Source organism: Actinomadura mexicana, assembly GCF_900188105.1.
GTDB lineage: Bacteria > Actinomycetota > Actinomycetes > Streptosporangiales > Streptosporangiaceae > Spirillospora > Spirillospora mexicana.
Map to the genome: position 1 here is coordinate 50711 of NZ_FZNP01000004.1, position 26456 is coordinate 77166.

Annotated in this window: 30 protein-coding genes and 1 pseudogene; 16 read left to right on the forward strand and 15 right to left on the reverse strand. The window is 70.6% G+C overall.

All coding sequences use genetic code 11. The annotated features are described in order from the left end of the window. Nucleotides 1–2 precede the first annotated feature (2 nt). Entirely contained in the window at nt 3–164 is a 162-nt protein-coding gene (locus CHC11_RS41240; protein WP_179278798.1) for a hypothetical protein, read from the forward strand. Next, the gene (locus tag CHC11_RS11630; RefSeq protein WP_089311709.1) at nt 161–877 is read left to right on the forward strand and encodes a CHAP domain-containing protein; all 717 of its coding nucleotides are present in this window, start codon (nt 161–163) and stop codon (nt 875–877) included. The genes CHC11_RS41240 and CHC11_RS11630 overlap by 4 nt, the downstream gene beginning before the upstream one ends. A gap of 223 nt (nt 878–1100) precedes the next feature. Here the strand turns inward: CHC11_RS11630 and CHC11_RS11635 are convergent, their stop codons facing one another. Further along, the gene (locus CHC11_RS11635) at nt 1101–1982 is read right to left on the reverse strand and encodes a LysR substrate-binding domain-containing protein (RefSeq protein ID WP_089311710.1); all 882 of its coding nucleotides are present in this window, start codon (nt 1980–1982) and stop codon (nt 1101–1103) included. A gap of 72 nt (nt 1983–2054) precedes the next feature. Between CHC11_RS11635 and CHC11_RS11640 the strand changes: the two genes are divergently transcribed. The 3 genes from CHC11_RS11640 to CHC11_RS11650 are packed head-to-tail and all read left to right on the forward strand — an operon-like array spanning nt 2055 to nt 4593. Beyond that, nucleotides 2055–3251, forward strand: a complete 1197-nt coding sequence (locus CHC11_RS11640; RefSeq protein WP_089311711.1) for a thiolase family protein — start codon at nt 2055–2057, stop codon at nt 3249–3251. Beyond that, nucleotides 3248–3943: a 3-oxoacid CoA-transferase subunit A gene (locus CHC11_RS11645; RefSeq protein WP_089311712.1), complete on the forward strand. Its 696-nt coding sequence runs from the start codon at nt 3248–3250 to the stop codon at nt 3941–3943. Before CHC11_RS11640 ends, CHC11_RS11645 begins: the two co-directional genes overlap by 4 nt. A gap of 2 nt (nt 3944–3945) precedes the next feature. Beyond that, on the forward strand, nt 3946–4593 hold the full coding sequence (locus CHC11_RS11650; protein ID WP_089311713.1) for a 3-oxoacid CoA-transferase subunit B: 648 nt from the start codon (nt 3946–3948) through the stop codon (nt 4591–4593). A 200-nt stretch (nt 4594–4793) separates the two neighbouring features. Here the strand turns inward: CHC11_RS11650 and CHC11_RS42570 are convergent, their stop codons facing one another. From CHC11_RS42570 to CHC11_RS11665, 3 genes are all read right to left on the reverse strand, one after another. After that, nucleotides 4794–5222 (reverse strand): sigma-70 family RNA polymerase sigma factor, encoded by a 429-nt coding sequence (locus tag CHC11_RS42570; RefSeq protein ID WP_245919111.1) that lies wholly within the window; start codon nt 5220–5222, stop codon nt 4794–4796. 20 nt (nt 5223–5242) lie between these two features. Continuing rightward, nucleotides 5243–5365, reverse strand: a complete 123-nt coding sequence (locus CHC11_RS43400; protein ID WP_281258306.1) for a hypothetical protein — start codon at nt 5363–5365, stop codon at nt 5243–5245. 198 nt (nt 5366–5563) lie between these two features. Next, nucleotides 5564–5851 (reverse strand): hypothetical protein, encoded by a 288-nt coding sequence (locus CHC11_RS11665; protein ID WP_089311714.1) that lies wholly within the window; start codon nt 5849–5851, stop codon nt 5564–5566. Between the two features lie 72 nt (nt 5852–5923). Here CHC11_RS11665 and CHC11_RS11670 point away from each other — a divergent pair, with 72 nt between their 5' ends. After that, entirely contained in the window at nt 5924–6283 is a 360-nt protein-coding gene (locus CHC11_RS11670) for a VOC family protein (RefSeq protein WP_218826032.1), read from the forward strand. Nucleotides 6284–6354: 71 nt separating this feature from the next. On the opposite strand, the gene CHC11_RS41245 is transcribed toward CHC11_RS11670, so the two are convergent. Both CHC11_RS41245 and CHC11_RS11675 read right to left on the reverse strand, forming a co-directional pair. Next, nucleotides 6355–6513 (reverse strand): hypothetical protein, encoded by a 159-nt coding sequence (locus CHC11_RS41245; protein ID WP_179278799.1) that lies wholly within the window; start codon nt 6511–6513, stop codon nt 6355–6357. Then, nucleotides 6510–7231, reverse strand: a pseudogene (locus tag CHC11_RS11675) (ATP-binding cassette domain-containing protein); the annotation flags it as partial. The gene CHC11_RS41245 and the pseudogene CHC11_RS11675, both read right to left, overlap by 4 nt. A 234-nt stretch (nt 7232–7465) precedes the next feature. Here CHC11_RS11675 and CHC11_RS11680 point away from each other — a divergent pair. Beyond that, on the forward strand, nt 7466–8146 hold the full coding sequence (locus CHC11_RS11680) for an SGNH/GDSL hydrolase family protein (protein ID WP_089311716.1): 681 nt from the start codon (nt 7466–7468) through the stop codon (nt 8144–8146). After that, nucleotides 8143–9588: an MFS transporter gene (locus CHC11_RS11685; RefSeq protein WP_089311717.1), complete on the forward strand. Its 1446-nt coding sequence runs from the start codon at nt 8143–8145 to the stop codon at nt 9586–9588. Before CHC11_RS11680 ends, CHC11_RS11685 begins: the two co-directional genes overlap by 4 nt. Before the next feature lie 169 nt (nt 9589–9757). On the opposite strand, the gene CHC11_RS11690 is transcribed toward CHC11_RS11685, so the two are convergent. Beyond that, nucleotides 9758–10408, reverse strand: a complete 651-nt coding sequence (locus CHC11_RS11690) for a TetR/AcrR family transcriptional regulator (protein ID WP_218826033.1) — start codon at nt 10406–10408, stop codon at nt 9758–9760. Between the two features lie 96 nt (nt 10409–10504). After that, the gene (locus CHC11_RS11695) at nt 10505–11224 is read right to left on the reverse strand and encodes a hypothetical protein (RefSeq protein ID WP_143227033.1); all 720 of its coding nucleotides are present in this window, start codon (nt 11222–11224) and stop codon (nt 10505–10507) included. Between the two features lie 552 nt (nt 11225–11776). Between CHC11_RS11695 and CHC11_RS11700 the strand changes: the two genes are divergently transcribed. Further along, nucleotides 11777–12571, forward strand: coding sequence for a LamG domain-containing protein (locus CHC11_RS11700; RefSeq protein ID WP_089311719.1), 795 nt, complete (start codon nt 11777–11779; stop codon nt 12569–12571). Between the two features lie 363 nt (nt 12572–12934). Beyond that, nucleotides 12935–13843: an NAD(P)-dependent alcohol dehydrogenase gene (locus CHC11_RS11705; RefSeq protein WP_218826034.1), complete on the forward strand. Its 909-nt coding sequence runs from the start codon at nt 12935–12937 to the stop codon at nt 13841–13843. A 259-nt stretch (nt 13844–14102) separates the two neighbouring features. Here the strand turns inward: CHC11_RS11705 and CHC11_RS11710 are convergent, their stop codons facing one another. After that, nucleotides 14103–16262, reverse strand: a complete 2160-nt coding sequence (locus CHC11_RS11710; RefSeq protein WP_089311721.1) for an Imm49 family immunity protein — start codon at nt 16260–16262, stop codon at nt 14103–14105. Nucleotides 16263–16562: 300 nt separating this feature from the next. After that, entirely contained in the window at nt 16563–17144 is a 582-nt protein-coding gene (locus CHC11_RS11715; protein ID WP_089311722.1) for a TetR/AcrR family transcriptional regulator, read from the reverse strand. A 77-nt stretch (nt 17145–17221) separates the two neighbouring features. Between CHC11_RS11715 and CHC11_RS11720 the strand changes: the two genes are divergently transcribed. Beyond that, a complete protein-coding gene (locus tag CHC11_RS11720) occupies nt 17222–18190 on the forward strand; it encodes an NmrA/HSCARG family protein (RefSeq protein WP_218826035.1) in 969 nt (322 codons plus the stop codon). A 157-nt stretch (nt 18191–18347) separates the two neighbouring features. Here CHC11_RS11720 and CHC11_RS11725 read toward each other — a convergent pair whose 3' ends face one another. Then, nucleotides 18348–19643 (reverse strand): sensor histidine kinase, encoded by a 1296-nt coding sequence (locus CHC11_RS11725; RefSeq protein WP_089311724.1) that lies wholly within the window; start codon nt 19641–19643, stop codon nt 18348–18350. A gap of 183 nt (nt 19644–19826) precedes the next feature. Between CHC11_RS11725 and CHC11_RS11730 the strand changes: the two genes are divergently transcribed. Further along, nucleotides 19827–20564 (forward strand): alpha/beta fold hydrolase, encoded by a 738-nt coding sequence (locus CHC11_RS11730; RefSeq protein WP_089311725.1) that lies wholly within the window; start codon nt 19827–19829, stop codon nt 20562–20564. A 280-nt stretch (nt 20565–20844) separates the two neighbouring features. Here the strand turns inward: CHC11_RS11730 and CHC11_RS11735 are convergent, their stop codons facing one another. From CHC11_RS11735 to CHC11_RS11745, 3 genes are read right to left on the reverse strand one after another with little or no spacing between them, the layout of a single operon-like run. After that, on the reverse strand, nt 20845–21039 hold the full coding sequence (locus tag CHC11_RS11735) for a ferredoxin (RefSeq protein WP_089311726.1): 195 nt from the start codon (nt 21037–21039) through the stop codon (nt 20845–20847). 11 nt (nt 21040–21050) lie between these two features. Continuing rightward, complete coding sequence (locus CHC11_RS11740; RefSeq protein ID WP_089311727.1) at nt 21051–21260, reverse strand: hypothetical protein; 210 nt, start codon at nt 21258–21260, stop codon at nt 21051–21053. Nucleotides 21261–21311: 51 nt separating this feature from the next. Then, a complete protein-coding gene (locus CHC11_RS11745) occupies nt 21312–22490 on the reverse strand; it encodes a cytochrome P450 (RefSeq protein WP_089311728.1) in 1179 nt (392 codons plus the stop codon). 167 nt (nt 22491–22657) lie between these two features. Between CHC11_RS11745 and CHC11_RS11750 the strand changes: the two genes are divergently transcribed. Beyond that, nucleotides 22658–23356 carry a helix-turn-helix domain-containing protein gene (locus tag CHC11_RS11750; protein ID WP_089311729.1) on the forward strand — a complete coding sequence of 233 codons (699 nt, stop codon included), beginning with the start codon at nt 22658–22660 and terminating at the stop codon, nt 23354–23356. Between the two features lie 101 nt (nt 23357–23457). On the opposite strand, the gene CHC11_RS11755 is transcribed toward CHC11_RS11750, so the two are convergent. Next, nucleotides 23458–23916, reverse strand: coding sequence for an Lrp/AsnC family transcriptional regulator (locus CHC11_RS11755; protein ID WP_089311730.1), 459 nt, complete (start codon nt 23914–23916; stop codon nt 23458–23460). 93 nt (nt 23917–24009) lie between these two features. Here CHC11_RS11755 and CHC11_RS11760 point away from each other — a divergent pair, with 93 nt between their 5' ends. The 3 genes from CHC11_RS11760 to CHC11_RS11770 all read left to right on the forward strand — a co-directional run bounded on the left by CHC11_RS11760 (nt 24010) and on the right by CHC11_RS11770 (nt 26452). Beyond that, complete coding sequence (locus CHC11_RS11760; protein WP_089311731.1) at nt 24010–24879, forward strand: LLM class flavin-dependent oxidoreductase; 870 nt, start codon at nt 24010–24012, stop codon at nt 24877–24879. Further along, entirely contained in the window at nt 24876–25301 is a 426-nt protein-coding gene (locus CHC11_RS11765; protein WP_089311732.1) for a nucleoside deaminase, read from the forward strand. The genes CHC11_RS11760 and CHC11_RS11765 overlap by 4 nt, the downstream gene beginning before the upstream one ends. A gap of 203 nt (nt 25302–25504) precedes the next feature. After that, nucleotides 25505–26452, forward strand: coding sequence for an NADP-dependent oxidoreductase (locus CHC11_RS11770; protein ID WP_089311733.1), 948 nt, complete (start codon nt 25505–25507; stop codon nt 26450–26452). Nucleotides 26453–26456 lie beyond the last annotated feature (4 nt).

The following is a 26456-nucleotide window of genomic DNA, read 5'->3' on the forward strand; positions in this document are numbered from 1 at the left end:
CGATGGCTGAAGCCGACCACATGGACGAGGTGGACGTGAACCCGGGGGTGCACCGGGCGACCGAGACCGACGAGGAGCAGATCCTGCGTGAACTGTACGGCGAGCCCGGCGCTGACGGGATATTCCGCGGGCACAACGAGAACGGCGAGGAGAGCCCGGCATGAGCGCCGCGAAGATGATCGCGGCGGCACGCAGGACGCTGGGGATGTCGGGACGCCCGAACCCCGTCACGCGGGAGTACGCGTCCCGGAACGGGAAGGAGTTCCTGCGCGCGTCCTGGTGCGACATGGCCATCACCTACTGGGCTCGGCACTCCGGCAACGCCTCGGCGGTGCTGCCCAGCGGAGACCGCGCCTACACCGTGTGGCACGTCGACGACTTCAGGAAGGCCGGCCGCTGGCGCACCGGTACCGCCTCCGCCGTCGACCGGGCCAGGCCCGGGGACATCGTGTTCTTCGACTGGGGCGGAAGCAACCGCAGCGGCCTGGTCGACCATGTCGGCGTCGTGGAGAAGGTCCTGGGCGGCGGACGGCTCCAGACGATCGAAGCCAACACCGGTGACGCGGTGAGGCGCCGTGTCCGCGCGGCCGGCGTCATCGCCGGTTACGGACGGCCCGCTTACGCGAGCGGCTGGATGGAGGAGTCCGTGAAGGACCTGCCAATGATCGCCAAAGGCGCGAAGGGTTCGAACGAGGCGGTGCAGACCGCGCGCGGCCTGCTGCTCGCACGCAGCCACCCCGAGATCGGGACCGACATGAACCGGGACTTCGACGCCGTCATGGACAGGGCCGTCCGCGCCGTCCAGAAGTGGGGCAGGATCGAGACCGACGGGATCATCGGTCCCGATACCTGGAGCGTTCTCCTGCGAGTCGACTGATACCGATCAGTTCGTCAGGGAAGTACCTGGTGTGGTGGCGACCTGGAGGCCGAAGGTGTCGCCACAGGGTGCCGACGGCGGTCACGGCCGGTCGTCCTTCCCGTGTCGTGCACGGTGAACGGCAGCACGAGGCGGGACGGGTGGGCCGCGTCGCGGTGGATCTTGTGGGCGTCGGCCGGCCGCTCGTCATTCGACGGTTCGACCACGCATGTCCGGAGGCCGGTCAGACGATGCGTCGGATGGCCGAGACGGCTCGGGCCAGGTGCCGCTCTGCGCGATCGGTGCGGTGCGCTAGTGCGAGGTCGACGTGCACCGCGGGCCGTGCCAGCGGCCGGAAGGCGACGCCGTCGAGGGCCAGGGCCGTCACCGGCTCGGGGACGACGGCCGCACCGAGGCCGCCCGCGACAAGAGTGATCAGAGTGGAGGTCTCGCCGACCTCGTGGCGGATCCGGGGCTCGACGCCCGCGTCGCGGAAGAGCCCGAGCACCACGTCGTACATCACCGAACGGCGGTCCGCGGAGTGCACGATGAGGTCGACGCCCGACATGTCGGTGATCCTGACGTCCCGCAGCGCGGCCAAGGGGTGATCGGCGGGAACGGCGACGACCAGCCGGTCCCGGCGCAGCGGCAGGACCGTGAGCGAGAGATCGGCGATCGGCGGCCGCAGCAGCGCCAGGTCGATCGCACCGGTCCGCAGTGCCGCGGTCTGGTCGGGCACCAGCATCTCGCCGCGGAAGGAGAAGTCGACCCCGGGCAACTCCAGGGAGAGGCCGCGCGAGAGCGCGGGCAGCAGGCTGTAGGTCGCCGAGCCCACGCAGCCGATCGCGAGATGCCCCACCGCGCCGGCCGCGACCCGGCGGGCCTCGTGCGCGGCCTCGGCCACCTCACCGAGTATCTTCCGGGCCCGGACCAGGTAGCCGCGTCCCGCGTCGGTGAGCTCGACCCGGCGCGTGGTCCGGTGCAGCAGTTCCACGCCGAGGTCGCCCTCCAACTGGCGGATCGCCTGCGACAGCGGCGGCTGGGCCATGTTGAGCCGCTCGGCGGCACGTCCGAAATGGAGTTCCTCGGCGACGGCGACGAAGTACCGCAGGTGGCGCAGATCCATAGGGAAGGCGTCTCAATAAGTCCGAATATTGATACTTCACTATATCAAGGCAGGCCACCTAGCCTCGACACCATGAGCTCCTATCTCTACTCCGCAGTGCGGACACCGTTCGGGCGGTTCAACGGCGCCTTGTCGGGCGTCCGGCCGGACGACCTCGCGGCAGGTGTGCTCACCGCGCTGCTGGACAGGGCGCCCCGGCTGGACCCGGCCGCGGTCGGCGAGGTCGTCTGGGGCAACGCGAACGGCGCGGGCGAGGAGAACCGCAACGTCGGCAGGATGGCCGCGCTGCTCGCCGGACTGCCGACCAGCGTGCCGGGCACGACCGTCAACCGGCTGTGCGGCTCCAGCCTCGACGCCGCGATGAGCGGCTCCCGGACGATCGAGTCGGGGGACGCCGACGTCGTGGTGGCCGGCGGGGTCGAGTCGATGACCCGGGCGCCGTGGGTACTGCCGAAGCCGGCCAGGGGCTTCCCGCCGGGGGACCTCGCCGCGGTGTCGACCACGCTCGGCTGGCGGCTGGTGAACCCGCGCATGCCGGAGGACTGGACCGTCTCGCTCGGCGAGGCCAACGAGCGGCTCCGGGAGAAGTACGCCGTCTCCCGGGAGCGCCAGGACGCGTTCGCCCTGCGCTCCCACCGGCTCGCGGCCGCCGCCTGGGACGAGGGCTTCTACGACGACCTCGTCGTGCCCGCCGGGGAACTGGAGCGCGACGAGGGCGTCCGCGCCGGCACCTCGATGGAGAAACTGGCCGGGCTCAGGCCGAGCTTCCGCGCGGACGGCACCATCACGGCCGGCAACGCCTCGCCGCTGAGCGACGGCGCCGCCGCCCTGCTGCTCGGCTCGGCCGCCGCCGCCGACCTGATCGGCCTCGACCCCCTCGCCCGCATCGCCGGACGAGGCGCGTTCGCACTCGACCCGCAGGACTTCGGCTACGCCCCGGTCGAGGCGGCCGAGCGTGCCCTGGCGCGGGCCGGGATCGGCTGGGAGCGGGTCGGCGCGGTCGAGCTCAACGAGGCGTTCGCCGTGCAGTCGCTCGTCTGCGTCGACGCCTGGGGCATCGATCCGGAGATCGTCAACACCCGGGGAGGCGCGATAGCGATCGGCCACCCGCTCGGGGCCAGCGGTGCCCGCGTCCTCGGCACGCTCGCGAAGGTGCTCCGCGAGCGCCGCGAGCGCTGGGGCGTCGCCGCGATCTGCATCGGCGTCGGGCAGGGACTGGCCGTCGTCCTGGAGAACACGGGCGTGCAGGACGCGGGGGCCGGAGCATGAGCCGGACGGAGATCTTCGGAAGTGTCGACGAGGCCGTCCGCGGGATCGAGGACGGCAGCACCGTCCTGGTCGGCGGCTTCGGCTTCGCGGGCATGCCGTTCGACCTCGTCGACGGGCTGATCCGGCAGGGCGCGAAGGACCTCACCATCGTGTCCAACAACGCCGGCAACGGCGACGTCGGGCTCGCCGCGCTGCTCAAGGCCGGGCGCGTGCGCAAGGTGGTCTGCTCCTTCCCCCGGCAGAGCGACTCCCACGTGTTCGACGGTCTGTACCGGGCCGGGAAGATCGAGCTGGAGGTCGTGCCGCAGGGCAGCCTCGCCGAGCGGATGCGCGCGGCCGGCGCGGGCATCGGCGCCTTCTACTGCCCGACCGGCGCCGGCACCCCGCTGGCCGAGGGCAAGGAGACCCGGACCATCGACGGGCGCGTCCACGTCCTGGAGTACCCGATCAAGGGCGACGTGGCGCTGATCAGCGCCCATCGCGCCGACACGATGGGCAACCTCGTCTACCGCAAGACCGCCCGGAACTTCGGCCCCGTCATGGCGACGGCCGCGACCACCACGATCGTGCAGGTGTCCGGCGTCGTCCCCGTCGGCGGCCTCGATCCGGAGGCGGTCGTCACGCCCGCCATCTACGTCGACCGCGTCGTGCCGGTCGAGCAACGGCACTACACCGTCCAAGGAGCGCGCTGACCATGCCCCTCACCCCGGGCCCCCTCACCCCGGACGAGCTCGCCGAGGTCGTCGCCCGCGACATCCCGGCCGGCTCGTACGTCAACCTCGGCATCGGCCGGCCCACCAAGGTCGCCGACCATCTCCCCGACGGCGCGGGCATCGTGCTCCACACCGAGAACGGCATGCTCAACATGGGCCCCGCCGCGCTCGGCGACCAGGTCGATCCTGATCTCACGAACGCCGGCAAGGTGCCGGTGACCGAGCTGCCCGGAGCATCGTACTTCCACCACGCCGACTCCTTCGCCATGATGCGCGGCGGCCACCTCGACGTGTGCGTGCTGGGCGCCTTCCAGGTCTCGGCCACCGGGGACCTCGCCAACTGGCACACCGGCGCCCCCGACGCCATCCCCGCCGTCGGCGGCGCGATGGACCTGGCCATCGGCGCCAAGCAGGTCTTCGTGATGATGACGCTCTTCGACAAGAAGGGCCGCTCCAAGCTGGTGCCCGCCTGCACCTACCCTTTGACCGGCACCGGCTGCGTCAGCAGGGTCTACACCGACATCGCCGTCATCGACGTCGGCCCGGACGGGGCGGCGGTCCGCGAGACGTTCGGTGTCACGATCGGCGAACTGCGCGACCGGCTGCCCGTCCCGCTCATGACCGTTTGACGCCGCCGGTCTCCGTGAGGATGTCCGCCTCGGCCGATGCCAGGGGCACCGGTGTGAACATCGGCGGCTCCTCGGAGGGCTCCAGCGCGGTCGCCCCGTAGAGCCAGTCCACGACGAGTAGCCGCCGGTGGCGCGCTCCCGCCGATCCCGCCGCCTAGGAACGAGCACATCAAGGTCGGTCATGGTCTCCCGCGCCCTTCTCAGGCCACAGGGGCGGAGATATGGCCGATCTCGTGGAACGGGACCGCGAACACGTCGTGCAGGACGAACGCCAAACGCTCACTGGGGGTGAGCGATTCGAGCACGACGAGCAGGGAGTGGCCGACCGAATCGGCCAGCAGCACCTGCTCGTCCGGCGCGGGGTCGTCGGCGGGCGTCACCACGAGGTCAGCGAACGCATGCCCGGAGGCGGTCTCGGGGTGGGCCCGGCGCGATCTCAAGAGGTCCAGACGGATGCGGCCGACCACGATGGTCAGCCAACCCGCCAGGTTGCCGATGCTCTGCTCGTCCTGGCGGACGAGACGCATCCAGGCTTCCTGGACCACGTCCTCGGCGTCGGCGTGCGAGCCCAGAACGCGGTACGCGACGGCGCGCAGCCGCTCGCGCTGGGCTTCGAACGCCTCGGTCACGAGGCCGGACGAGTGGACGTTCACGGCTTGCGCCGCTGACGGAGCGAGACCCGGTTGCCGTCCGGGTCCACCGCCTCGACGCGGACCCCGAACGGATAGTCCACGGGTTCGGGCTCCTCGAACGTGACGCCGCGCCCGCACATGATCGCGAATCCCTGCGGAGATCGTCGGATTCGAGGAGCAGCGGACCGGGTGCGGCGGACCCGCCCGCACCACCCGGCCGTCCCGCGGCCGCCGCATGCGACCACAGGATGATCTGCACCGGGCTGTCGGGAACACCGACGGTGAGGAACCGTCCGTCGAGCCCCGAGAAGTCGACCGTTCACCTTCGGCCGTCGCACCTATGACGAGTGCCGACGGGAGAAGGTAACAGGGACCACGCGGGAGCGGTTGACTCCGCCGGTCGGTGAAGGAGTCTGCGCGACGGGACCTGGCATGTTCCCGCGCAGCGCCTCGCCGAGCGCGGCGACCTCGTCGACCTTCTGCCGAGCGAACGCCGGCAGATCCCGCACCGCCGGATCGAGCGGGTTCTCGGCGTCCAGGTCGACCGGGGGCGCTTCTGCTGCGCCGATGGCGCCGAAGTAGGTCGCGGCCCGCCCCGGTCGGTCCGGTTTACGGTAGGCCTTCAAGGCGCCTTTCGGGTACGTGTGAAAGGGTGAGTCATGCCCTTGAGCACGTACGAACTCAGGACTTCGATCGCCGTGTCCGACATACAGAAGGCGGCCGAGTTCTACGAAGGCAAGCTGGGCCTACCGGTGCTGCGCTCGGGCCCCAGCGCTCACATCACCGGCGGGAGCCGCGTCTACGGTTCCGGTGGCGGGCCGGCGCTGAACGTGTACCAGTCGGTCACCGCCGGGAAGACCCCGTCGACACTGGCGACATGGTACGTCGACGACATCGACCAGATCGTGGACGAACTCACCACGTCCGGAGTCGAGTTCGTCCGCTACGACCAGTACGAACACGATGCCAAGGGAATCACCAACCGGGCCGGCGGCGGGCGTATCGCCTGGTTCCAGGACCCGGACGGCAACACCTTCGCCATCGAAGCCGACATCTGATTCCCTGCGTAGCAGGCCAGCGGGACAAACAGAGCCGCCACGCTCGAACCGATGCGATGCCTGGTCAGTAGCTAGAGGGCGCGTTCGAGTTGCCCGTTGCCTTGTCTGGACGGGCTTTCGCCGCGGATGGACAGACGGAAGCCCTGGGTGGCGGGGCTGCCGCGGCGTACCGCGAGCACCAGCAGCCCGGCCGCGGTGAGCGTCCCGGCGGCGAGGGCTGCGCGGATCATGTGACCTCCTGGTAGCCGGACGCCTGGAGCCGGAAGAGGCGGGCGTAACCGCCGCCGGCGGCCATCAGCGCCGCGTGCGTGCCCTGCTCGACGATCCGTCCCTCCCGCAGGACCACGATGCGGTCGGCATCGCGGACGGCGCTCAGCCGGTGCGAGATGCACAGGCTGGCGCCATCCCGGCGGTGCTCGCGCATCCGCGCGTGCACCTCGTGCTCGGCCTCGGGGTCCAGTCCTGCGCCGGGCTCGTCGAGGATCATCAGGTCCCGGCCCTCGCGGACCAGCGCCCGGGCCGGCGCGACCCGCTTCCACTGCCCGCCGGACAGCACCACGCCGGTCGCCTCGTCCGCCTCGCCGAGCGCGAACATGCGGGTGAGCGCGGTGTCGTATCCGCGGGGCAGGGCGGCCCAGGTCCACGCCGTCCCAGAGGACCTGCCCGCGGGTCTCGGTCGTACATCCGGCACAGCAGCTTGACCAGGGTGCTCTTGCCGGCGCCGTTCAGGCCGACGAGCGCGACGGCGTCGCCGTGAGGGATCGTCAGGTCCAGCCCGCACAGCACCCAGGGATGGTCGTCGCCGTAGCGGAACCACACGTCGCGCACTTCGATCCCGCGGCGCAGCGGCGGCGCGGCCGCGCCGTCCGCGCGGGGCAGGTCGGATTCGGCGCCGACCACGGCGACGTAGTGGGCGAACGCCAGCAACCGCGCCCGGCCACCGGAGACCGCTCCCCGGCGCCCGCGCGCCGATCGGCGTCCACCGCGACGGCGACCGGCCGCTCCCCCGCGACCGGCGCCCCGGGCCGCGCGCGGTACAGGTGCCGGGCCTTGCGGCGGGGACCGTCCCCGCTCCGTCCTTGACCTGATGCCGCCAAGTCGTTCGCCTGCGGAACTTCTCATCGCTCACGGCGCCACCCACGCGCCTTGCCACATACATACGAACGATCGTATGTTTACTTTGTGTCCCCTCCAGCGATCTTCCAGACGGAAGAAGCCGATCCCTGCTGCCTGTCACCCGCGGCGGGAGCCGCCCTCCTCGCCGGGGCCCCCTGGCGCCGGTTCGCGACGACCGGCGACAGCCTCTCCGCCGGCATCGGCGACCCCAGCCCCGGCTACGCCAGCCTCGGCTGGCCCGCCCGCGTCGCCGACGTACTGCGCCGCGTCCAGCCCGAGCTCGCCTATCTCGACCTCGCCGAGATCGGGGCGACGACCGCCAGGACGCTCGAGACGCAGACCGAGCGGCTGCTCGCCTTCGGCCCCGACCTGGTCCATGTTCCGTGCGGAGCCAACGATCTGTTCCGCGCCGAACCCGACTTCGCGCTCATCGAGCGGACGCTGCGGCGCGTGTTCGAGGCGGCGGCGGACACCGGGGCGCAGCTCACGGTGTTCACACTGGGCCGGGCCTTCACCGTGCCGAAGTTCGAGGACTTCCGCGACCGGGTGCGCACGGTCAACGCCATCACCCGGCGCCTGGCGGCCGAGCACGACGCCGTGCTCGTCGACATGTGGGACCACCCGGTCAACTCCCGGCCGGACCTGCTGAGCACGGACGGTATCCACTTCTCCGCGTCGGGCCAGGCGGTCATGGCCGCCGAGATCGTCAAGGGCCTCGCCCGCGTTCTCGAAAGGCAGCCCTCATGACCGGTACCGCCTCCCGCCACGCCCCACCGCCGCGCACCGCGGCCGGCACGCCATGGGGCGCCGTGTCGATCGTGCTGGCCGGCGCGTTCATGGCGATCCTCGACTCGTTCATCGTCATCGTGGCCGGGCCGGCGATCCAGGCCGAGCTCGGCACGTCCGGCGGCGAGCTGCAGTGGATCCTGGCCGGCTACCAGCTCACGTACGCGGTCTTCCTCATCACCGGCGGCCGGCTCGGCGACCTGCGCGGCCGCAAGCGAGTGTTCATCGCCGGCATGGCGCTCTTCACGCTGGCGTCGGTGGGGTGCGCGGTCGCGCAGAGCGCCGCCGTCCTCATCGCGGCGCGCCTCGCCGAGGGCCTGGGCGCGGCCCTGATGCTCCCGCAGGTGTACGCGGCCGTCACGGTGCTGGTGCCCGAGAAGGACCGGCATCGCGCGTTCGGCTACCTCGGTGTCGTGATGGGCTTCGCCACGATCGGCGGGCAACTCGTCGGCGGGCTGCTGATCGGCACCGATCTGTTCGGCTCCGGGTGGCGGTCGGTGTTCTGGATCAACGTGCCGATCGGGATCGCCACGATCCTGTTCGCGGCGCGGTACCTGCCGGAGTCCCGGGCGGCGCTCGCACGGGGGCTGGACCTGCCGGGCGTCGCCGTGCTGAGCGTCGCGCTGTTGCTGCTCACGTTCCCGCTCATCCAGGGCGAGCAGGCGGGCTGGCCGTGGTGGACGTGGGCGGGCCTTGCCGCGAGCTGCGTGGCGTTCGCCCTCTTCGGCCTCGTGGAACGCGGGACCGCCAGGCGCGGCGGTGATCCGCTGCTGCGGCTGCACCTCTTCCGTGCGCGGTCGTTCTCGGTCGGCATCCCGCTCGTCGTCACCATCTACGCCCTCATCACGTCCTACTACCTCGTCCTGTCGATCGCCCTCCAGGAGGGGCTGTCCATGTCGGCCCTGAAGGCGGGACTGGTGTACACCCCGGCGGCTGCGACCTTCTTCGTCTTCAGCCTGATCGCGAGCAGGCTGGTGCCCCGGTACGGCCGCCGCGTCCTGGAGATCGGCGCCATCGTCCTCGCCGTCGGCTACGCGTCCACGGTGATCGTGCTGACCGGCGGCATCTCGTTCACCCCGGCGGCGGTCATCCCGACGCTGATGCTGCAGAGCGTCGGCGGAGGCCTGCTCATCACACCGTCGCTCAACGCGGTCCTCGCCCGCATCGCCCCCGGTGACGCGGGTATCGCCTCCGGCGTCCTGTCCACCGCGCAGCAGGTCGGCGCGGCACTCGGGGTCGCGGTCATCGGAGCCGTCTTCTTCACCGCGTTCGACTCCCCCTCCCCGGGGCGCTCGGCGGCGGCCCACGCGCTGGCGATGGCCTCGATCGCCACTGCCGCCATCGCGCTTGTGGCGGCGGTCCTCGTGTACCTGCTCCCGTCCGGGCGGCGCCGCACTTCCTAGCCCGAACGCGTGATCAGACTTCAAGCCAGGTCTGGCACCTGTTCGACCGCTTGGACGACCGCTTGGACGACCTGCGCCCGCTGCCGAAGTAGGCCGTCCTCACGATGGCACGACGAGGCGCTCCGACCCATCGCCGACCGCGATGCCTTCGGGTGCGACGGCACGGAACCTAGGGTGCCCGGAGGAAGCCGTCGACCGCCCGTCGGGCTCTGCCGACGGCGTCGTCGTCACCGAGCCGCAGCGCGGTGTTGGTCGCGCACAGGACCGCGTCGATCTGGAACGCGGCCAGGTCGGGGTCCAGGTCCGCGATCTGGCCCGCGTCGGCGGCGTGCCGCAACTGGTGGGCGATGAGCCCGACCCAGTCCCGCTGGTCGCGCACCAGCGCGTCGCGGACTCGTCCCGGACGGCTGTCGAAGTCGACGAGGTTGGCGACTCTGAAGCACCCGCCCGGGAACAGTGGCGTCTCGGCGTAGACGATCCAGTGGTCCAGCAGGGCGCGGAGCCGGGCGGTGCCGCACGGCGCCTCCCGGGCGGGACGCACCACCGCGTCCATGAACGCCTCGCGCGCGGAGTCGACGGCCGCGAGCTGGAGGCTCTCCTTCGACCGGAACAGGGTCTGGATGTTGCTCTTGCTGATCCCGAGGTCGGTGGCCAGACGGCCGAAGCTGAGCCCGCTGAGCCCCTCCAGCGAGGCGACGTCGACGGCATGACGGGCGATCGTCCGCCGGGACCGTTCACCGCGTACCAGCCGCTGGTCCGGCCGCGGCTCCGCCTGACCGGCGGTTTCGTCGGGGTCCTGTCGCTGGGTGGGCGCACTCATGAACGTCGATTCTGCCACAACCCGCAATCAATGAATACGACCGGTCGTACGCATCGTGGTGCGGCGCCCTGGCGGTGCTTCATCCGACTCGCCGCATCAGAACGGGGGAAGGGCGGCGTCCGGCGTCCTGCCGGACAGGGCCTGCCCCAATCGCTTTTCAAACATCTCCGACATCTGCGGGAGGGCTACGTCGGGCGGGCCCTCCTCGACGCTGACCGTGGCGACCACTGTGCCGACCCGCATGGTGAGGTAGCCGCCATCGAGGCCGCCCGCGTTGCGCAAGTAGGCAAGGCTTTCGTCTCCTGTTCTCGGCATGGTGAGCGGCTGATATTCGGCGGTCCTGGCCGCCTCCTGGTGGAAGTGCTCCGCGGAGTCCTGGGGGTTGGAGAACGTCGTCACCTGGAATGTGACGGTCATGCCGGTGTTCAGCCTGAATTTGTCGTGACCGAACCACTTCCCCTTGCACGTCCGCGCGCTGGGGCAGTCAAGGTGCCCGTCGGCCGAGGTGACCCCGGCGGCCACCGGTTCCCAGGCCCCCATCGCGCGGGGGTCGGGAAGGGCTTGCCGGACTTGCCGCCGGGTGGTCAGCACCCCGACAGCCGCAGTGCCGCCCGCAGTGCCGCCCGCAGTGCCGCCCGCAGTGCCGCCCGGAGCGGAGGACGGCGGTGCGCCACTGGCCGGGACGGTCGTCGAGGAGCTCGCCTGAGGAGAGCCCGCCGTGCCCCCGCCCGGATTGTCCGACGACTCACAGGCCGTCAAGCCGAGCACCAAGGCGCCGCTCGCTAGCGCCATCGCCGGCGAACGCCATACCGCCATGCGGTTCCTCACTCTCTGCCACACGATCTGATCTTTCAGGAGTAGTGGGACCCCAGCCGGCCAGGTGCCGCCCCTCGACGCAAGATTCACATACGATCGTTCGTATGTCTAGCTGGCCACCTCACGGTGCCATCCCTGGCCATGACGGGCGGCATGCCCCCAGTCGGGCTCGATCGTGAGGCCGGATGGCGTCGCGGCGCACCGCCATGTCCGCCACCCCCCGTGGGGACTCGACTGGCGGCCGAGGTGACACGTGACCATCCCGCGGCCACCCGAGAAACGTTCTGAGCGGGCAATCGGTACCTCGGCTGCAAGCACCGTCAGCCTGGGCGGACCCCCGATCTTCCCGAATCGTTATCGCGGTCCTGATTTCGCTCGTTTTGCGGAACGACCGACATTTGTGATCGTCGGGCTAATACAGTGTGCCGGATGACTCCCACTCCGATGGCGCGAAAGGCCGTCGCCGTACTGGCGACGGCTTTCGTATGTGTGCCACTCGCCGCCGAAGCCGCCTCGGCTGCCGACACATTCCCGTCACAGGACGCCTGTGCGGTGACGAACAACAACACTCCCTTCGGCGACTGCGGTCCCTTCGTCCAGCTCTACGCGGAGAACTTCAACGGCGGCGACGTGCCCGCGGGCGCGTTCAACACGTGCGCCGGCGACGGAGACTTCCGCTGCGCCGGTCTGAAGACCAACTACCCGCACTACTACGACACGCTGGGTGCGTACCCCTCGGGCTGGCCGGACACCGCTACGAGTGGGGCTGACGGGAACGGCGGCCGGACGTTCGGCGGGTACTACCGGCCGGAGAAGGCCGCGAGCGTTTACACGGCGTCCAACGGGGACGGCCAAATGCGGGTCCACATGACCTCCGACGGTTCCGTCAACTCCGTGGCCGCCATGGTTCCCCGCAAATGCATGAACCTGCGGTACGGGAAGTTCACCGAACGGTTCATCGTCCGCACCCGTGCCCCCGGGTTCAAGATGGCCCACCTGCGCTACACGCCGAACGAGGTGGACTACCCGGAGGCGGGCGGGAACTTCTCCAGCGACCCCGTGAGCGTCTTCACGCACGGCTTCAAGGAGTCCAACGCCGACGTGGCGCCCGGCACCGCATGGACCACGTGGCACACCTACTCGACGGAGATCGTGCCGGGCTCGTTGCGGTTCTACCTGGACGGCAAGCTGGTCAAGACTGTCAACGCCGACTTCCCCGAGGCGGCCGACTGGGTCCTCCAGAACGAGAGCGCGCTCGCCGGCGCCTACGCGGCGGCCGGGGCGTCGGTGGACATCGACACCACGTGGCTCACCTGCTACAAGTACGTGGCTCCCGCCTCGCGCTGATCCGCACCGCGCCCGGGTGGATCATCCGGGTACGGCGAACGAGGAGAAGATCGCGGGCGCGGAAGGTCTCGCGACGCGTGCGAACGTGGAGGGGCTGGTGCTTCACCCCTGGTGGTCCCGGCGGTCCTGAAGGACGGCTTCGGCTTCCGGGTGGAGCCCGGCCCCTCCTGCACGACCGGGACGTGCCCGAGCGCCGCGGCTCCTGGCGCTGATCACCGTCCGCCACAGGACGTTCGGTGGTGCCAGGGCTGTGGTCCCTTGATCGCGTAGACGGCTACCCTCCGCTCAGGCGATGCTTCCGAACAGGGAGGCCAGATGCGAGCAGTTGTCTACGACAGGTACGGCTCGACGGATTCACTCCGGGTGGAGGACGTGCCGACGCCATCGCCGGCTCCGAAGCAGGTCCTCGTACGCGTGGTGGCGACCTCGATCAATCTGTCGGATTGGGAGACCTTACGCGGCGCACCGTCGTACTCGCGGATCGGTGGGCTGCGAAGGCCCGCGCGCAGAACGCTCGGCTCGGACATCGCCGGGCGGGTGGAGGCCGTGGGCTCGGAGGTGTCTCGCTTCCGTGTAGGAGATGAGGTGTACGGCGACAACCTCGATCTGAAGGGAGGCTTCGCCGAGTTCGCCGTGGCACCCGAGTCGGCCCTCGCCCACAAGCCGAAGCATCTGACCTTCGCCGAGGCGTCCACGATTCCGCAGGCGGGCGCGATCGCGTTGCAGGGGACGGCCCCCGCCGGCGAGGGGCGCCGGATACTGATCAACGGTGCCGGTGGCGGCTCGGGTTCCTTCGCGATTCAGTTGGCCAGACGCGCCGGCGCCCATGTGACCGGTGTCGACAACGCCGGCAAGCTCGACTTCATGCGGTCGTTGGGCGCCGACGAGGTCATCGACTACCGGAGGCGGGACTTCGCCCGGACCGGCGAGCGGTACGACCTCGTGCTCGATCTCGTCGCCTCCCGCTCGCCGCTCGCCTGCGGGCGGGCGCTGGCCCGCGGCGGCCGGTACTGGTGTGTGGGCGGCTCCGTGCCGATCCTGCTCGGCATCGCGACGGCCGGCTCGATCGCCGGCCGACTCGCCGGGCGGAGAATGGGAGTTCTCGTGGTGCGTCCGGGGCCCGCGAGGTTCGAGCCGCTCGCCGACCTCTGCATCGCCGGCGAAATCGCCATCCGTATCGACCGCACTTTCGCGCTCGACGACGTACCCGAGGCGCTGCGCCACGTCGGCGAAGGACATGCCCGCGGCAAGATAGTCGTGCAGATCTCCTAACGCAGGGGACGGCCGAGATACCGCAGAGAGGCACCGCACCAGGAGCGTAGGTGAGCACACCGCCCTTCATGGGACGCCCGGCCGACGGCGCAGCGCGTCCCACCTGCCATGCCGTCGGTCGGCGCCGGACAGTCGTCCCTTTGCGTCTTCGTCCGCGGATCTACGCCCAGGCCCGCGGTCGCGGGGAGTGGTGTCGTTCGTGGGACTGGGCCGGGTGACTCGTTGCGGGCCGGTCCTGGTGCGTCACCTGCCCGTCGTGCTAACGGGCTCTGATCTGGTCCAGCAGGGCCAGTGTGCGCTGGTGCCAGTGATGGTCACCGGTCTCCTGGTAAGCGGTGGCCGCCTTCTCGATCGCCGCCGCGGCTTCGTCCGGCCGGCCCGCCGTGTGCCGGGCCAGGCCCAGCCCGTGCCACGCCGTGGCTTCGCCGTATCGGTCACCGGCCTGGCGGAAGATCTCTGTGGCGTCGGTGTGGGCCGTGATCGCTTCGTCCAGCCGCCCGGTCTGCTTGAGGGCGCTGCCGAGGTTGTTGACGGCCAGGGCTTCGCGGCGCCGGTCTCCGGCCTGGCGGAAGATCTGGGCGGCTTCGGTGAGCAGGGTGATCGCTTCCTCGAACCGCTGCACGTCGCGCAAGGCGCTGCCGAGGTTGTTCAAAGCCAGGCCTTCGCGGTGCCGGTCTCCGGCCTGGCGGTAGATGGCGGCGGCGTCGGTGTATGCGGTGATGGCCTCTTCGTACCGTTGCCGGCTGAGCAGGGCGCTGCCGAGGTTGTTCAGCGCCCGGCCTTCACCGAGCCGATCGTCGTTCTGGCGGCAGATGGCGGCGGCGTCGGTGTGCGCGGTGACGGCCTCCTCGAACCGCTGGAGATGGCGGTACGCGGCGCCGAGCGCGTTGAGCGCGTCGGCTTGGGCGGACTGATCTCCGGTCTGCCGCGCGGCACGCAGGGCCAGAGTGGACAGCTGAAGTGTGTCGGCGGTGCGGTGTCGCAGATCCAGGTACTCGGCCAAAGCCAGGGCGATGTGGCGGGTGACGTCGGGATGGCCGGTCTCGGCGGCCGTTCCCGCCGCGGCGATGAGGTTGGGCAGTTCGACGTCCAGCCAGACCAGCGCGTCGCCTCGTCCGGTGAACATCCGCTTGCGATCGCGGGTGGTGGGGTGGAGCTGATGGCCGGCGTCGACCGCGCCGGCCCGGTAGTGCCCGAGCAACCGTGCGAGCGCGCCGTCGTGCTCCCCGGCTTCAGCTGGTCCGAGGGCGGTGACGAAAGTGCGCACCGGGTCGCGCAGACGCCACCACCCGTACGGCTGCCCCACCTCCACGAGGGACATCCGGGCCAGGGCCTCCGCCGTGGCCAGGGCTTCGGCGGCGGGCAGGCCTGTCAGGGCGGAGAGGGCGGCGGTGGAGATCTGGGGTCCGGGGTTGAGGGGGATCATCCGCAGCGCCCGCTGCTGGATGCCGGTGAGGTGCTCGTAGAGATCGTGCAGCCGGTCGTCGACGTCGGGCAGGCTGTGCCCGCCAGTGGCGTCCACCGGCTCTGTCGCAGGCGGTCCGTCAGTGGGGGGCTCGGGGAGCAGTCCTTCGGGCAGGTAGCCGGAGCGGACGCCCAGGCGCCATCCGTGGGCGAGAACGGCCAGGTTCGCCAGTGCGATGGCGGTGAGCGGCAGCAGGGTCCGGGGTGCGGGATCGTCGCCGATGTCCTCGCGGTAGCGGTCGAGGCGGTCGGCCAGAGCTTGTTCGAAAGCGGACTGGTCGTCGTCGAGCAGCACCCGCAACAGGTGCTGGTCGGGAGTCAGCGGCCGGGCCGCGTCCAGCCGGAGCGCGGCGCGGACGCGTGCCTGGCGGTCGGGTTTGACGACCAGCGGGGGTTGGTCGCCGTCGACGAGGTAGTCGGCCAGCGCGTCCATCTCGGCCAGCGCGGCCGCGGGTTCGGTGGGCGAGCCGTGGATCTCGGGCGCGACGTCGAACTTGAGGACCAGGTTTCGACGCCACGGCACCTCGAAGGCGCTGCTGATCAGGCAAAGCGCGAACGACCGGACCCACTCGGCGACCGGCGGCGTCTGTGGCTCGTCCATGGAGTAGGACGTTTCGGGGCTGGTGAGCTTCGTGGTGCCATACCGAGCGGTCAGAACGGGGAAGTCGACCTCGAAATCGCCGTTGGGCCAGAGCTTGCGGTCAAGGACCGCCGCCGCGCACTCCGCCGCGTTCCGCAGGGCGGCGCGCGCCAGAGGTCCCGAAAGCGCAGGGTCGAACCAGGCGCAGGCCGCGACATGGTCCAGGAGTTCATCGCAGGTCTCCGCGAACGCTTCGAAAGCGTATTCGTGACCCCAGCGCATCCTGTGCCAACGCGCGAAGGTCCGATCCTCGATGTCGGTGAGCGCCTGGTCGATGAGCGGCCTTTCGACCTGGTGACACGGAACTTGGTACACGGGTGAGGTTCCTTGCTCTCGTCTGTGCAGCGTGGTTCAGCCGGTCGCCCTGTTTTAGGGGCGTCGTTCGGGAAGTCGTCTTCTACGTCGGCGTGGTCTCGACTGCCGTAAAAGAATTGTCGCGCCGGGGCGAACCACAGGCGGGCGCTGCGTCGAGAGGCGTTGTTCGATGCCGCCCGCGCCGACCTCCCCGGCGGCTCTTCGGGTCATGACAGCTCCAGTGATCGAGGACTTCGGTCGAATGACTCTTCGGATGCGCGGTGGACCGACCTCGGACAAACGCGCGTTCGCGGGCCGTGTTCAGCGCGGACGGACTCCGTCGATGGCGATCGCCAGCAGGTGGTCTGCTTCGGAGGGTCCGTCGGCTTCGCGCTCGCTGGCCAGGGAGATGGCGCCGACGAGTTTCAGGAGATGGACGATGGTGATCTCCGGGCGTACGGCGTCGGCCGCCCGCGCGCGGGTGAGAAGTCGCTCGCCCGCGTTGACGATCATTTCGTGGCAGGTGCCGCCGAGCGTCGGGTCGCCGCCGTCGCGCGTCAGTGAGGCGCTCAGGCCGCGGTTGGCCGCGGCGTGGGCGCCGACGGCGCGGAGCCAGGTGAACAGGGCTTCTCCCGGGTCAGCGGTGGTGGCCAGGGCCTCGGCCTGGGCGCAGAGTGCCGCGACTCGGTCTCTGAAGACCGCTTCCAGGAGTGCCCAACGCGTGGGGAAGTGCCGGTGCAGGGTGGCGGAGCCGACTCCGGCACGCCGGGCGATCTCCTCCAGAGACGCCTCGGCGCCGCGCTCGGCGATGAGGGCCTCCGCGGCGGCCACGATCCGGCCGATGTTGCGGCGGGCGTCGGCACGCAGCTGCTGCCCGGGCGGCGTGTCGGCGTCCTGCGGCATGTGCGGCTCCTGACTGCTTGCTAAACGGGGTGGTCCCCCATATCGTAGCGGACGCTAACTGGAGGGACACCCCACTTATGGGGCGGGTGCCCTTCCGCGACTTCACGCGAGGAGAGACAGTGGCACCGACGAACAAGACCGTCGCGGTGGTGGGAGCGACCGGGTCGCAGGGAGGGGCCGTGACACGTCACTTGCTGCGCGACGGCTGGCGGGTGCGGGCCCTCACTCGGGATCCGGACGCGGCCCCTGCCCGGGCGCTGGAGCGGGCCGGTGCGCAGGTCGTGCGGGCGCGGATGGAGGACGTCGCCTCCCTGACCGCCGCGGCCGAGGGCGCGTGGGGGCTGTTCAGCGTGCAGCCCACGGTCGGCTCGCCGGGCACCGCCCCGGACTTCACCACCGAGGACGAGGTGCGCTGGGGCGTGAACGTCGCCGAAGCCGCGCGGGCCGCCGCCGTCGGACACCTGGTGTTCACCTCGGTCGCCGGCGCGGACCGCCATCTCAGCGAGAAGGTACCGGTGAACCTGGTCGGCAAGTGGCGGATCGAGCAGCACATCGCCGACCTCGGCCTTCCCGCGACGATCCTGCGACCGGTCTCCTTCATGGAGAACTTCACCGGCGGCTATGCGCTGCGGAACGGCACCCTGGCCAGCGGAGTCGCACCGGACACCGTCCAGCAGCTCATCGCCGTGGACGACGTCGGCGCCATCGCCGCGTCGGCCTTCGCCAAGCCGCAGGAGTGGATCGGCCGGGCGGTCTCCCTAGCCGCCGAAGAGCTCACCCCGGTCCAGGTCGCCGAGGCCATCGGAACGGCGCTGGGGATCTCGCTGCCTTACGTCCAGATCCCGCTCGAAACGATCCGGAACGTCAGCGAGGACTTCGCCTACGCCAACCAATGGCTCAACGAACTCGGCTACCGCACGGATATCGCCGCCACCCGGCGCATCCACCCCGCCGCGATGGACTTCGACACCTGGTTGGAACGCACCGGCGCAACCAAGATCGCCTCGTTTCTGGAGGGCGCGCACACCGTCGGCCAGGGTGCGTGAGCGCTCGCCTGCCCGACCTCGACTGCAGGGGCGGCCGGGCCGAGTCGTGGCGGATGGAGGAATCGCGCCGCGTGTGCGTCCACACGGAAGGGTCTTGGACGCCGTGGAGGACCGTGCCGAGGAGCGGCCGCGGTAGCCGCAGGCGTGGGCCGTCCGCTCATCGGCCGTTGGGGGCATCGCCGTTGGCGGGGCCGTTGGCGGGGCCGTTGGCGGGGCGGCCCGGCTGGTGGAGGGGGAGCCGCAGTGTGAACCGGGTGCCGGGCGAGTGATCGGCGATGTGCAGGTCGCCGTGGTGGCTCTGGGCGATCTGGCGGGCGATGGCCAGGCCCAGGCCGGTGCCTCCGGGATCGGAACTGCGGGCGTCGCGACCCCGGTAGAAACGGCCGAAGACCTTCTCGCGTTCGTCGGCGGGGATGCCGGGGCCGTCGTCGGTGACGTTCAACACCGCCTCCCCGTGCTCCTGGAAGACCGCGACGTCGATGTGGGTTCGGGCGTGGCGTTCAGCGTTGTCGAGCAGGTTGTTCAGCAGGCGGGTCAGCCGGACGGGCGAGGCGTCCACGACGACGCCGGCTTCGACCGTGACGGAGACGGTGACGTCCGGAGGCCCGAGGCCCTGGGTGCGGCGGTCGGTCTCGGTCCGGGTGAGGTGCGCCAGGTCGACCTCCCGTGTCCGCAAGGGGGCATTGGCCTCCAGCCGTGCCAGTTCCAGCAGGTCGGCGACGATGTCGCCGATACGCTCGGCGTCGTACAGCGCGGCGTGCAGGATCTTGCGGGAATCGGCGTCGGGGTCGGCGAGGGCGGCCTCCAGACGCGTCCGCAGCCCGGCGAGCGGACCGCGCAGATCGTGGGAGGTGTCGGCGACCACCTGCCGCTGGTACCGCAACGCCTGCTGTGCCGCCACCGCGGCCCGGCGCTCGCGTTTCTGCGCACGCCGCAGCCGTTGGTTGACCTCCTGCAGCTCGCGCGCCCGCACGAACAACTCGGCCTCGATCGCTCGTGTCCGCGCGGCCAGCGCCTGCTGCGGCTTGATGTCGCTGTCGGCCTCGCGCAGCCCCTGGATGAACCCGGTCACCTCCTCCACCCGGTTGACGACCAGCGCCACCCGTCCGTCCGGCCCCAGCACCGGGGCGTTGAGGATGGTCCAGTACCGCTCATGGAAGACTCCGGGCCGTTCCGGCTCCTCGGTGTCATAGCGTTGCAACGGCATGGTGTCGACCTCGGCCGTGTCCACCACCCGTTCCAGCGACGCGCGCAACTGGTCGGCGCTGCGCCCCGACGCCCCGCCCGGGAACACCTCGAACAGGTTCCGGCCGACCACCTGCTCCCGCGACCATCCCGTCAGTCGCTCATAGGCGCCGTTCACCGCGACGTAGACCCAAGCGGACGACAGGATCGAAACCGCCACCGGCGACGCCTCAAAGATCGCCGAAAAGTCGACTTCGGACACCTTCATCCCTTATCCACACTGCGGGCAACGGATGCCCAACAAAGAGTCGAAATACCCCCAAGCCGGCCCCGAGGGCCCGGCGCAGCGCGGCCGCACTGCGCCCGACACGCCCGCCCGGATTCGAGCCCGCATCGCGGCCGCCGTCGGTGCGCGGATCCTCCCCTTCGTCGACATCGCGGCGGATCTCGGATGACCCGGACCTGGCGGTCCCAGGCAGGACCAGAACAGGATGTCTCAGCCAGGCCGCCGCCTCCCGTGCTCGAAGTCCCGCGTCCGCCACCGGCACTTGGAACGGCTTCGGCCCGTCTTGGCCGCCATGTCCTCGCCTTGGACCTGCGCGGACACGGTGACAGCACATGGACGAGCACGTACTCGCTCGATCTGATGGGTGACGACGTGCTCGGATTCCTCGATGGCAGAGGGATCGACCGGGCCGATCTGGTCGGCCATTCGATGGGCGGGGCGGTCGCCGTCCTGGTCGCCCAGCGGCAGCCTCGCCGGGTCCGGCGCCTGGTCGTCGAGGACACCCCGCCTCCCCCCGACGACCCGCCGGGAGAACCCGCCGTTCCCATGACCGAGCCGAGCAGTCCCCTGCCGTTCGACTGGCGCTCGTTCGATCCGATCATCGCGCAGTTCCGGACTCCCGACCCCGGCTGGTGGGGACGTCTGAAGGCGATCACCGCTTCCACGTTGCTTGTCAGCGGTGGACCGAGCAGCCATGTGCCGCCAGAGGCGCTGGCCCGGATGAGCAGGAGCATCAACGACTGCCGATTGGTAACCGTCAAGGACGCCGGGCATCGCATTCACAGCATCAAGCCGGACGAGTTCTGGTCCGCAACAGCTCCTTTCCTCCAAGAGCGCGCGGCGCCATCGCGTACTGCGGCGCCATCGCGTACTGCGGCGCCATCGCGTACTGAGGCGTCGTGAATGCTCGGCGGTCACGGGTGGGAGGGCGTCAGAGCGACGGACAAGCGAGCCACCGGCCGGCGCGACCGTGTCCAGTCGGCGAGTCGGGCGTGCCTACAACGCCGCTGTCATCCGGCATGACGCACCTGGCGAGTTGCCGGTGCGCGCTCAGCTGGACGTTCGGGCGGTCAGCGGCGTCTCTCCGGAGTGGGCCGCGGGCCGGACCCGGGGGGACGGACCACCTACACCGGTCAGCGCGGCTGCCGAGACCCCACGAGGCCGACTCGGCCCAGCTCGCGCATTATTCTTCCGCCCGGATCGCCTGTGTGGGGCAGAGCAGGACTGCCTGTCGCACCGCCTCGTGGTCCCCGGCGGGGGGCTCGGCCTGCCGGAGCACGACGATGCCGTCATCGTCGCGCTGGTCGAAAACGTTCGCGGCAGCGAGCGCGCACTGGCCCGCGCCGGTGCACAGCTCGGTGTCCACAGTGATGCGCATGAGCGCCTCCGTCAGTTGATCGGGCGCGTGGCGAGCGCTTCGATTTCGCGGTCGGACAGGGTTCGGTCGACGGCCAGGTTTTTCTCGGCGAGCCAACCGGCGGAGTAGCGGGTCTCCGGCTGCTCAGCCTCGATGGCGGCGCGGATGGCGACCGTTCTCCGCGCCCGCCGGGCGTCCCCGTGCACGGTGTGGCCGGCGTGCAGCAGTTTCCACGCGGCCACCAATCCGATCCCGGACGAGGCCCCCGGTGGCCTGGCAGACCTTCGGCATCATCACACCTCCCATACGACGGGCAACTGGTGCACGCCGTAGATGAGCATGTCGGTGCGCATGGCCACCTCGTCCGCCGGAACCGCGAGGCGCAGCGCGGGGAACCTGGTGACCAGCGCCGGCAGCGCGACCTGCAACTCGACCCGGGCGAGCTGCTGGCCGAGGCACTGGTGCACGCCATGCCCGAAGGCCACGTGCCCGCCGGTCTTCCGGAGCAGGTCGAGCGTGTCGGGGTCCGCGAAATGCGCGGGGTCCCGGTTCGCCGCCGGCACCGAGACGGTCACCGTCTGCCCGGCCTTGATCACCTCGTTACGCAGTTCCACGTCCTCCAGGGCGGTGCGGACGGTGAACGGGATGATGCTCAGGTACCGCAGCAGTTCCTCCACCGCGCGGTCGGCGATGCCCGGGTCCGAACGCAGGGCGGCCAGTTGGTCGGGATGCGTGAGCAAGGCGTAGGCGCCGAGCGCAAGCATGTTGGTGGTGGTGTCCAGCCCGGCGCCCAGCAGCGTGAAGCCGATGTTGACCAGTTCCTCGTCAGTGAGGTCGCTCTCGGTCAGGCCGCTCAGCAGGTCGTCGGTGGGTGCGGCGCGTTTGACCGCCACCAGTTCCTGGATGTACCCGTGCACTGCCTGGTAGGCCGCCGCCATCTCCTCCTGCGAGTTGTCCAGGCGGAACAGAGCCAAGGCGTCCTGCTGGAAGCGGGCGCGGTCCGCGTACGGAACGCCGAGCAGCTCGCAGATCACCTGCGCGGGGACGGGCTGCGCCAGCGCCGTCACCAGGTCCGCCGGACCGCCGTGCTCGGCCATGGCGTCCAGGTGCTCGTCGGTGATCTGCTGGACCCGGTCGGTGAGCTGCCGCATCCGGCGGACGGTGAACTGGCCGGTGAGCAGGCGCCGGTAGCGGGTGTGCTCCGGCGCGTCCATCCCGCTGAACATCCCGGCCGGGGCGGGCCGGCCGCCGGGGGTTCCGGGGACCGGCATGTGCCGCAGCTCGGGTCGGACGCTGAGCCTCGGGTCGGCCAGCACCTGGCGAACCAGGGCGTGGCTGGTCACCAGCCACCCCTGATGCCCGTCCGGGTAGTCCAGCCGGCTCAACGGGCTTCGCTCGCGCAGCTCGGCCAGGCCCTTGGGCGGGTCGAACGGCCGGCCGGCCGGGCGTTCCGTCGGCAGGGTCCTGATCATCTGCAACTCCTCACAGCGAGCTTCACGACTTGCGAGACCTTAGGGCCGGGTTTCGGCAGCCATCAAGATCAAGATCTGGTCAGGCCAGCTCAAAGGGCTATGATCGATGCAATGACGGTATGAGCGAATGCATCGAGGCGGTACGGTCACTGTTCCCGGAGGATGGTGTGCCAGGCAGCAGACTGACCTACCAGGAGCGGCAGCGCCTCGCCGCCGGGCTGGCGGACGGGCTCAGCTACGCCGACATCGCGCGGCGGCTCGGCCGTCCCAAGTCGACCGTGATTCGCGAGGTCGCCCGCAACGGTGGGGCGCACGGCTACCGGGCCGGCCGCGCCCAGCAGGCGACCCGGTGGCGGGCGCGCCGCCGCAAGCCGGTCTCGCCGCCGGCCGCGGCCCCGCCCGCCACGGGGGCCGGCGACTTGCAGACCCGCCGTGAGTTCGAGGAGCGGTTCGCGGCGATGGCCACCCAGACCGGCATGCCCGCGATGATGGCCAGGGTCGTGGTCTGCCTGTTCACCACCGAGACCGGCAGTCTCACCGCGGCCGAACTGGCCGCCCGGCTGCAGGTCAGCCCCGCCTCGGTCTCCAAGGCCGTCGCCTGGCTGGAACAGCGCGGACTGCTCCGGCGTGAGCGGGAGGGCCGCCGCGAGCGTTATCTCATCGACGACCATGTCTGGTACCAGGCGTGGCGGGCCAGCATCCAGGGCATGGCCATGTGGGCCGACGTCACCGACCAGGGCGCCGAGCTGTTCGGCGGCGACAATCCGGTCGGTGCCCGGCTGCGCGCCACCAGCCAGTGGCTCCAGCACGTCCGGCAGGACATGATCGAGGCGGCCGAGCACTGGCGGCGGACGTTCTCTCCGTGAGCCCGAGCGGATTCGGTGAGGGGCGCAAGGAGCTCAGCTGTTCTCGCGGCTCTGGTCGGGACCCGACGACCCGTTCTCCGCGCGAATGAGATGATGCTCGCCTACGGAAGACCGGGGGCGGTTCGCGGGCCTCGGTAGGGCAGGGTCTGGCTGTAGACGACGCTGGTCGTGGTGCTGCCGAACTGGGCGAGTTCGTCGACGATCCGTTCGAGGTGGGCCATGGAGCCCGCCGCCACCTTCAGGGTGAAGCAGTCCTCGCCGGTGGTGCGCAGGCATTCGAGGATCTCCATGCGCTCGGCGAGCAGGCGGCGCAGCGGCTCGTGCCGGCTGCCGGGGTACTTCAGGCGCACGACGGCCAGCACGGTGAACCCCACCTTCGCCAGGTCGATATCGGCCCGGTACCCGGTGATGACCCCGAGTGCCTCCAACCGCCTGACGCGTTCGGTGGTCGCCGAGGCGCTGAGATTCACCCGGCGGCCCAGCTCGGTGAGGGGAATGCGGCCGTCCTGCTGGATCTCCACCAGGATCGACCAGTCGGTCATGTCAAGATCCTCGGTCATCTGCCGAATCTACCGCTGGTTTCACGGCGACCACGGTCGAGCACCGTGAGCACCGCCTTCAGAAACAGCTGATCAACTGGGTAGCGTTCTACTGTGCGTATTGGAGTGAATATTCCGAACTTCGGGCCGGGGACGGCTCCGGCCGTGCTGCGGCGCTGGGCGCAGACCGTGGAGGCGCTCGGTTACGACATGTTGACGATCTCCGACCACGTCGTGGTGACGCCCGACGTCGCCGAGCAGTATCCGGCTCCGTTCTACGAGCCGTTCACCACCCTCGCGTGGCTGGCCGGCGTCACTGAACGGGTCGCGCTCGGCACCTCGGTGCTCATCGTGCCGTACCGGCATCCCCTCCTCGTGGCCCGGATGGCGGCGAACCTCAATCAGTTCAGCGGCGGCCGCCTGGTGCTCGGCGTGGGCGTCGGCTGGGCGCGCCAGGAGTTCGACGCGCTCGGGGTGCCGTTCGAACAGCGCGGACGGCTCACCGACGAGCACCTCGGGGCGATGCGCACCGCCTGGGCGGACGAGGACGACTACCAAAGCGGGCCGATACCGATCTGGGTCGGTGGGAACACCGACCTGGGCATGCGCCGAGCGGTACGCCTCGGCGATGCATGGCATCCCCTGCGCATGACCCTGCCATGGTTGCGGAGCGCGGTGGACCGGTTGAAGGCCATCGCCCAAGCATTGGAACGGCCGGTGCCCGCCCTGGTCCCCCGCATCGTTCTGCGGCTGACCGACCTGCCGGTCACGGGCCCCGAACGGCGCGTCGGCGAGGGCACCATCGAACAGGTCCTCCAGGACTTGGAAGAGCTGCGGCTCCTCGGCTCCGAGACCGTCGTGCTCGACCCGTTCGACGAGGACCCCGCGGAGACGCTTGCGCCGGACAGGGCCTGGCAGGCGCTGGAGATCGTGGCCGACCGCTGGACCTGGACAAACTCGACTAACCAAGGGGAACCACAGTGACACCTCAAGACGAGGACTTTCTGCGCAGGGCCATCGAGCTGGCCGTCAAGGCGCGCGCGAGCGGGGACGCCCCCTTCGGATCGCTGCTGGTGGGGCCGGATGGCGACGTGCTGGCCGAGGAGCACAACACGGTCACCAGCGACGGCGACATCTCCGCCCATCCGGAGCTGAAGCTGGCCCGATGGGCGGCCCGCGAGCTGGACCCGCCCACCGCGGCGGCCACCACCATGTACACCAGCTGCCAGCCCTGCGACATGTGCAGGGGCGGCATCGAACGGTCCGGGCTCGGGCGCGTGGTGTACGCACTGTCCAACGAACAGCTGTCCACGCTCAAGCCGGGCGGCGGCTGGCCGCAGGTGCCTCAGGAGGGTCCGGCTCTGTTCGATGAGGCCCGCACCCCGATTGAGGGCTTCTACCACTGACAGCTGGCAGAGCCATACGGATGAGCGCTTCTCGCGGCGGATGAGTAGGTTCACACCCGCTGGCCGGCCTGCCGCCTTCCAGCGGGGCGGCAGGGCGCGGTGCCGGGGACCGGAGGCCCATTCGCCTGGCGGACGGCGTACGTCGATTTACAAACATTGTGTATGTATGTATTCTGCCTGAGCGATCTTCTGGAAGGACGCTCATGCAGGCGATACAGCAATCGGCGTGGGGAGACACCGAGCCCCTGGCGCTGGTCGAGGTGGCGAAACCGGCACCGGTCTTCGGCGAAGTGCTGGTCAAGGTCCGGGCGGCCGGGGTCAATCCGGTGGACGTCTACACACGCCGCGGGCAGGCGTACAACCGGGTGCTCGACCTGCCGTTCATCAACGGCTGGGACGTGGCCGGGGAGGTGGTGGAGACCGGCTACGGCACGCCCCGGTTCCAGCCGGGCGACCGGGTGTTCGGAATGCCGTGGTTTCCCCGGGCGGCGGGCGGCTACGCCGAGTACGTCACGGCCCCCGCCCGCCATTTCGCCCGTATGCCGGAGGGCTTGGCCTTCACCGAGGCGGCGGCGCTGCCGCTGGCCGGCCTGACGGCATGGCAGATGCTCGTCGAGGTCGCCGCGATCGCGCCCGGACAGCGGGTCCTGGTCGCGGGTGCGGCCGGAGGCGTGGGGCACCTGGCGGTCCAGATCGCCAAGGCGTGCGGCGCGCACGTGACCGGCACCGCGAGCGCCGCCAAACACGCCTTCGTCCGCGGACTGGGCGCGGACGAAGTGATCGACTACACCACGGCCGAGGTGTCCGACGCGGTGCGGGACGTGGACGTCGTCATCCAGATGTTCGGCGGCCGGGCGGGGCTCGCGGCGCTGGAGTGCCTGCGGCCCGGGGGCGTCCTGGTCAGCGGCCAGGCGGCCTGGACCCCGGGGCTGCACGAGCGTGCCGGCGAGCTCGGCGTGCGCGCCGTGGACTACCTCGTGGACCCCGACGGTGCGGGGCTCGGCGCGCTGGCCGAGCTCGTCGCCGACGGGCGGCTCAAGGTGCACGTCGACGCGGTGTTTCCGCTGGCGCAGGCAGCCGCGGCACACGACCGCATCGCCGACGGCCACACCACAGGCAAGATCGTGCTCGCCGTCGGTGAGCCCGCGTGAGACG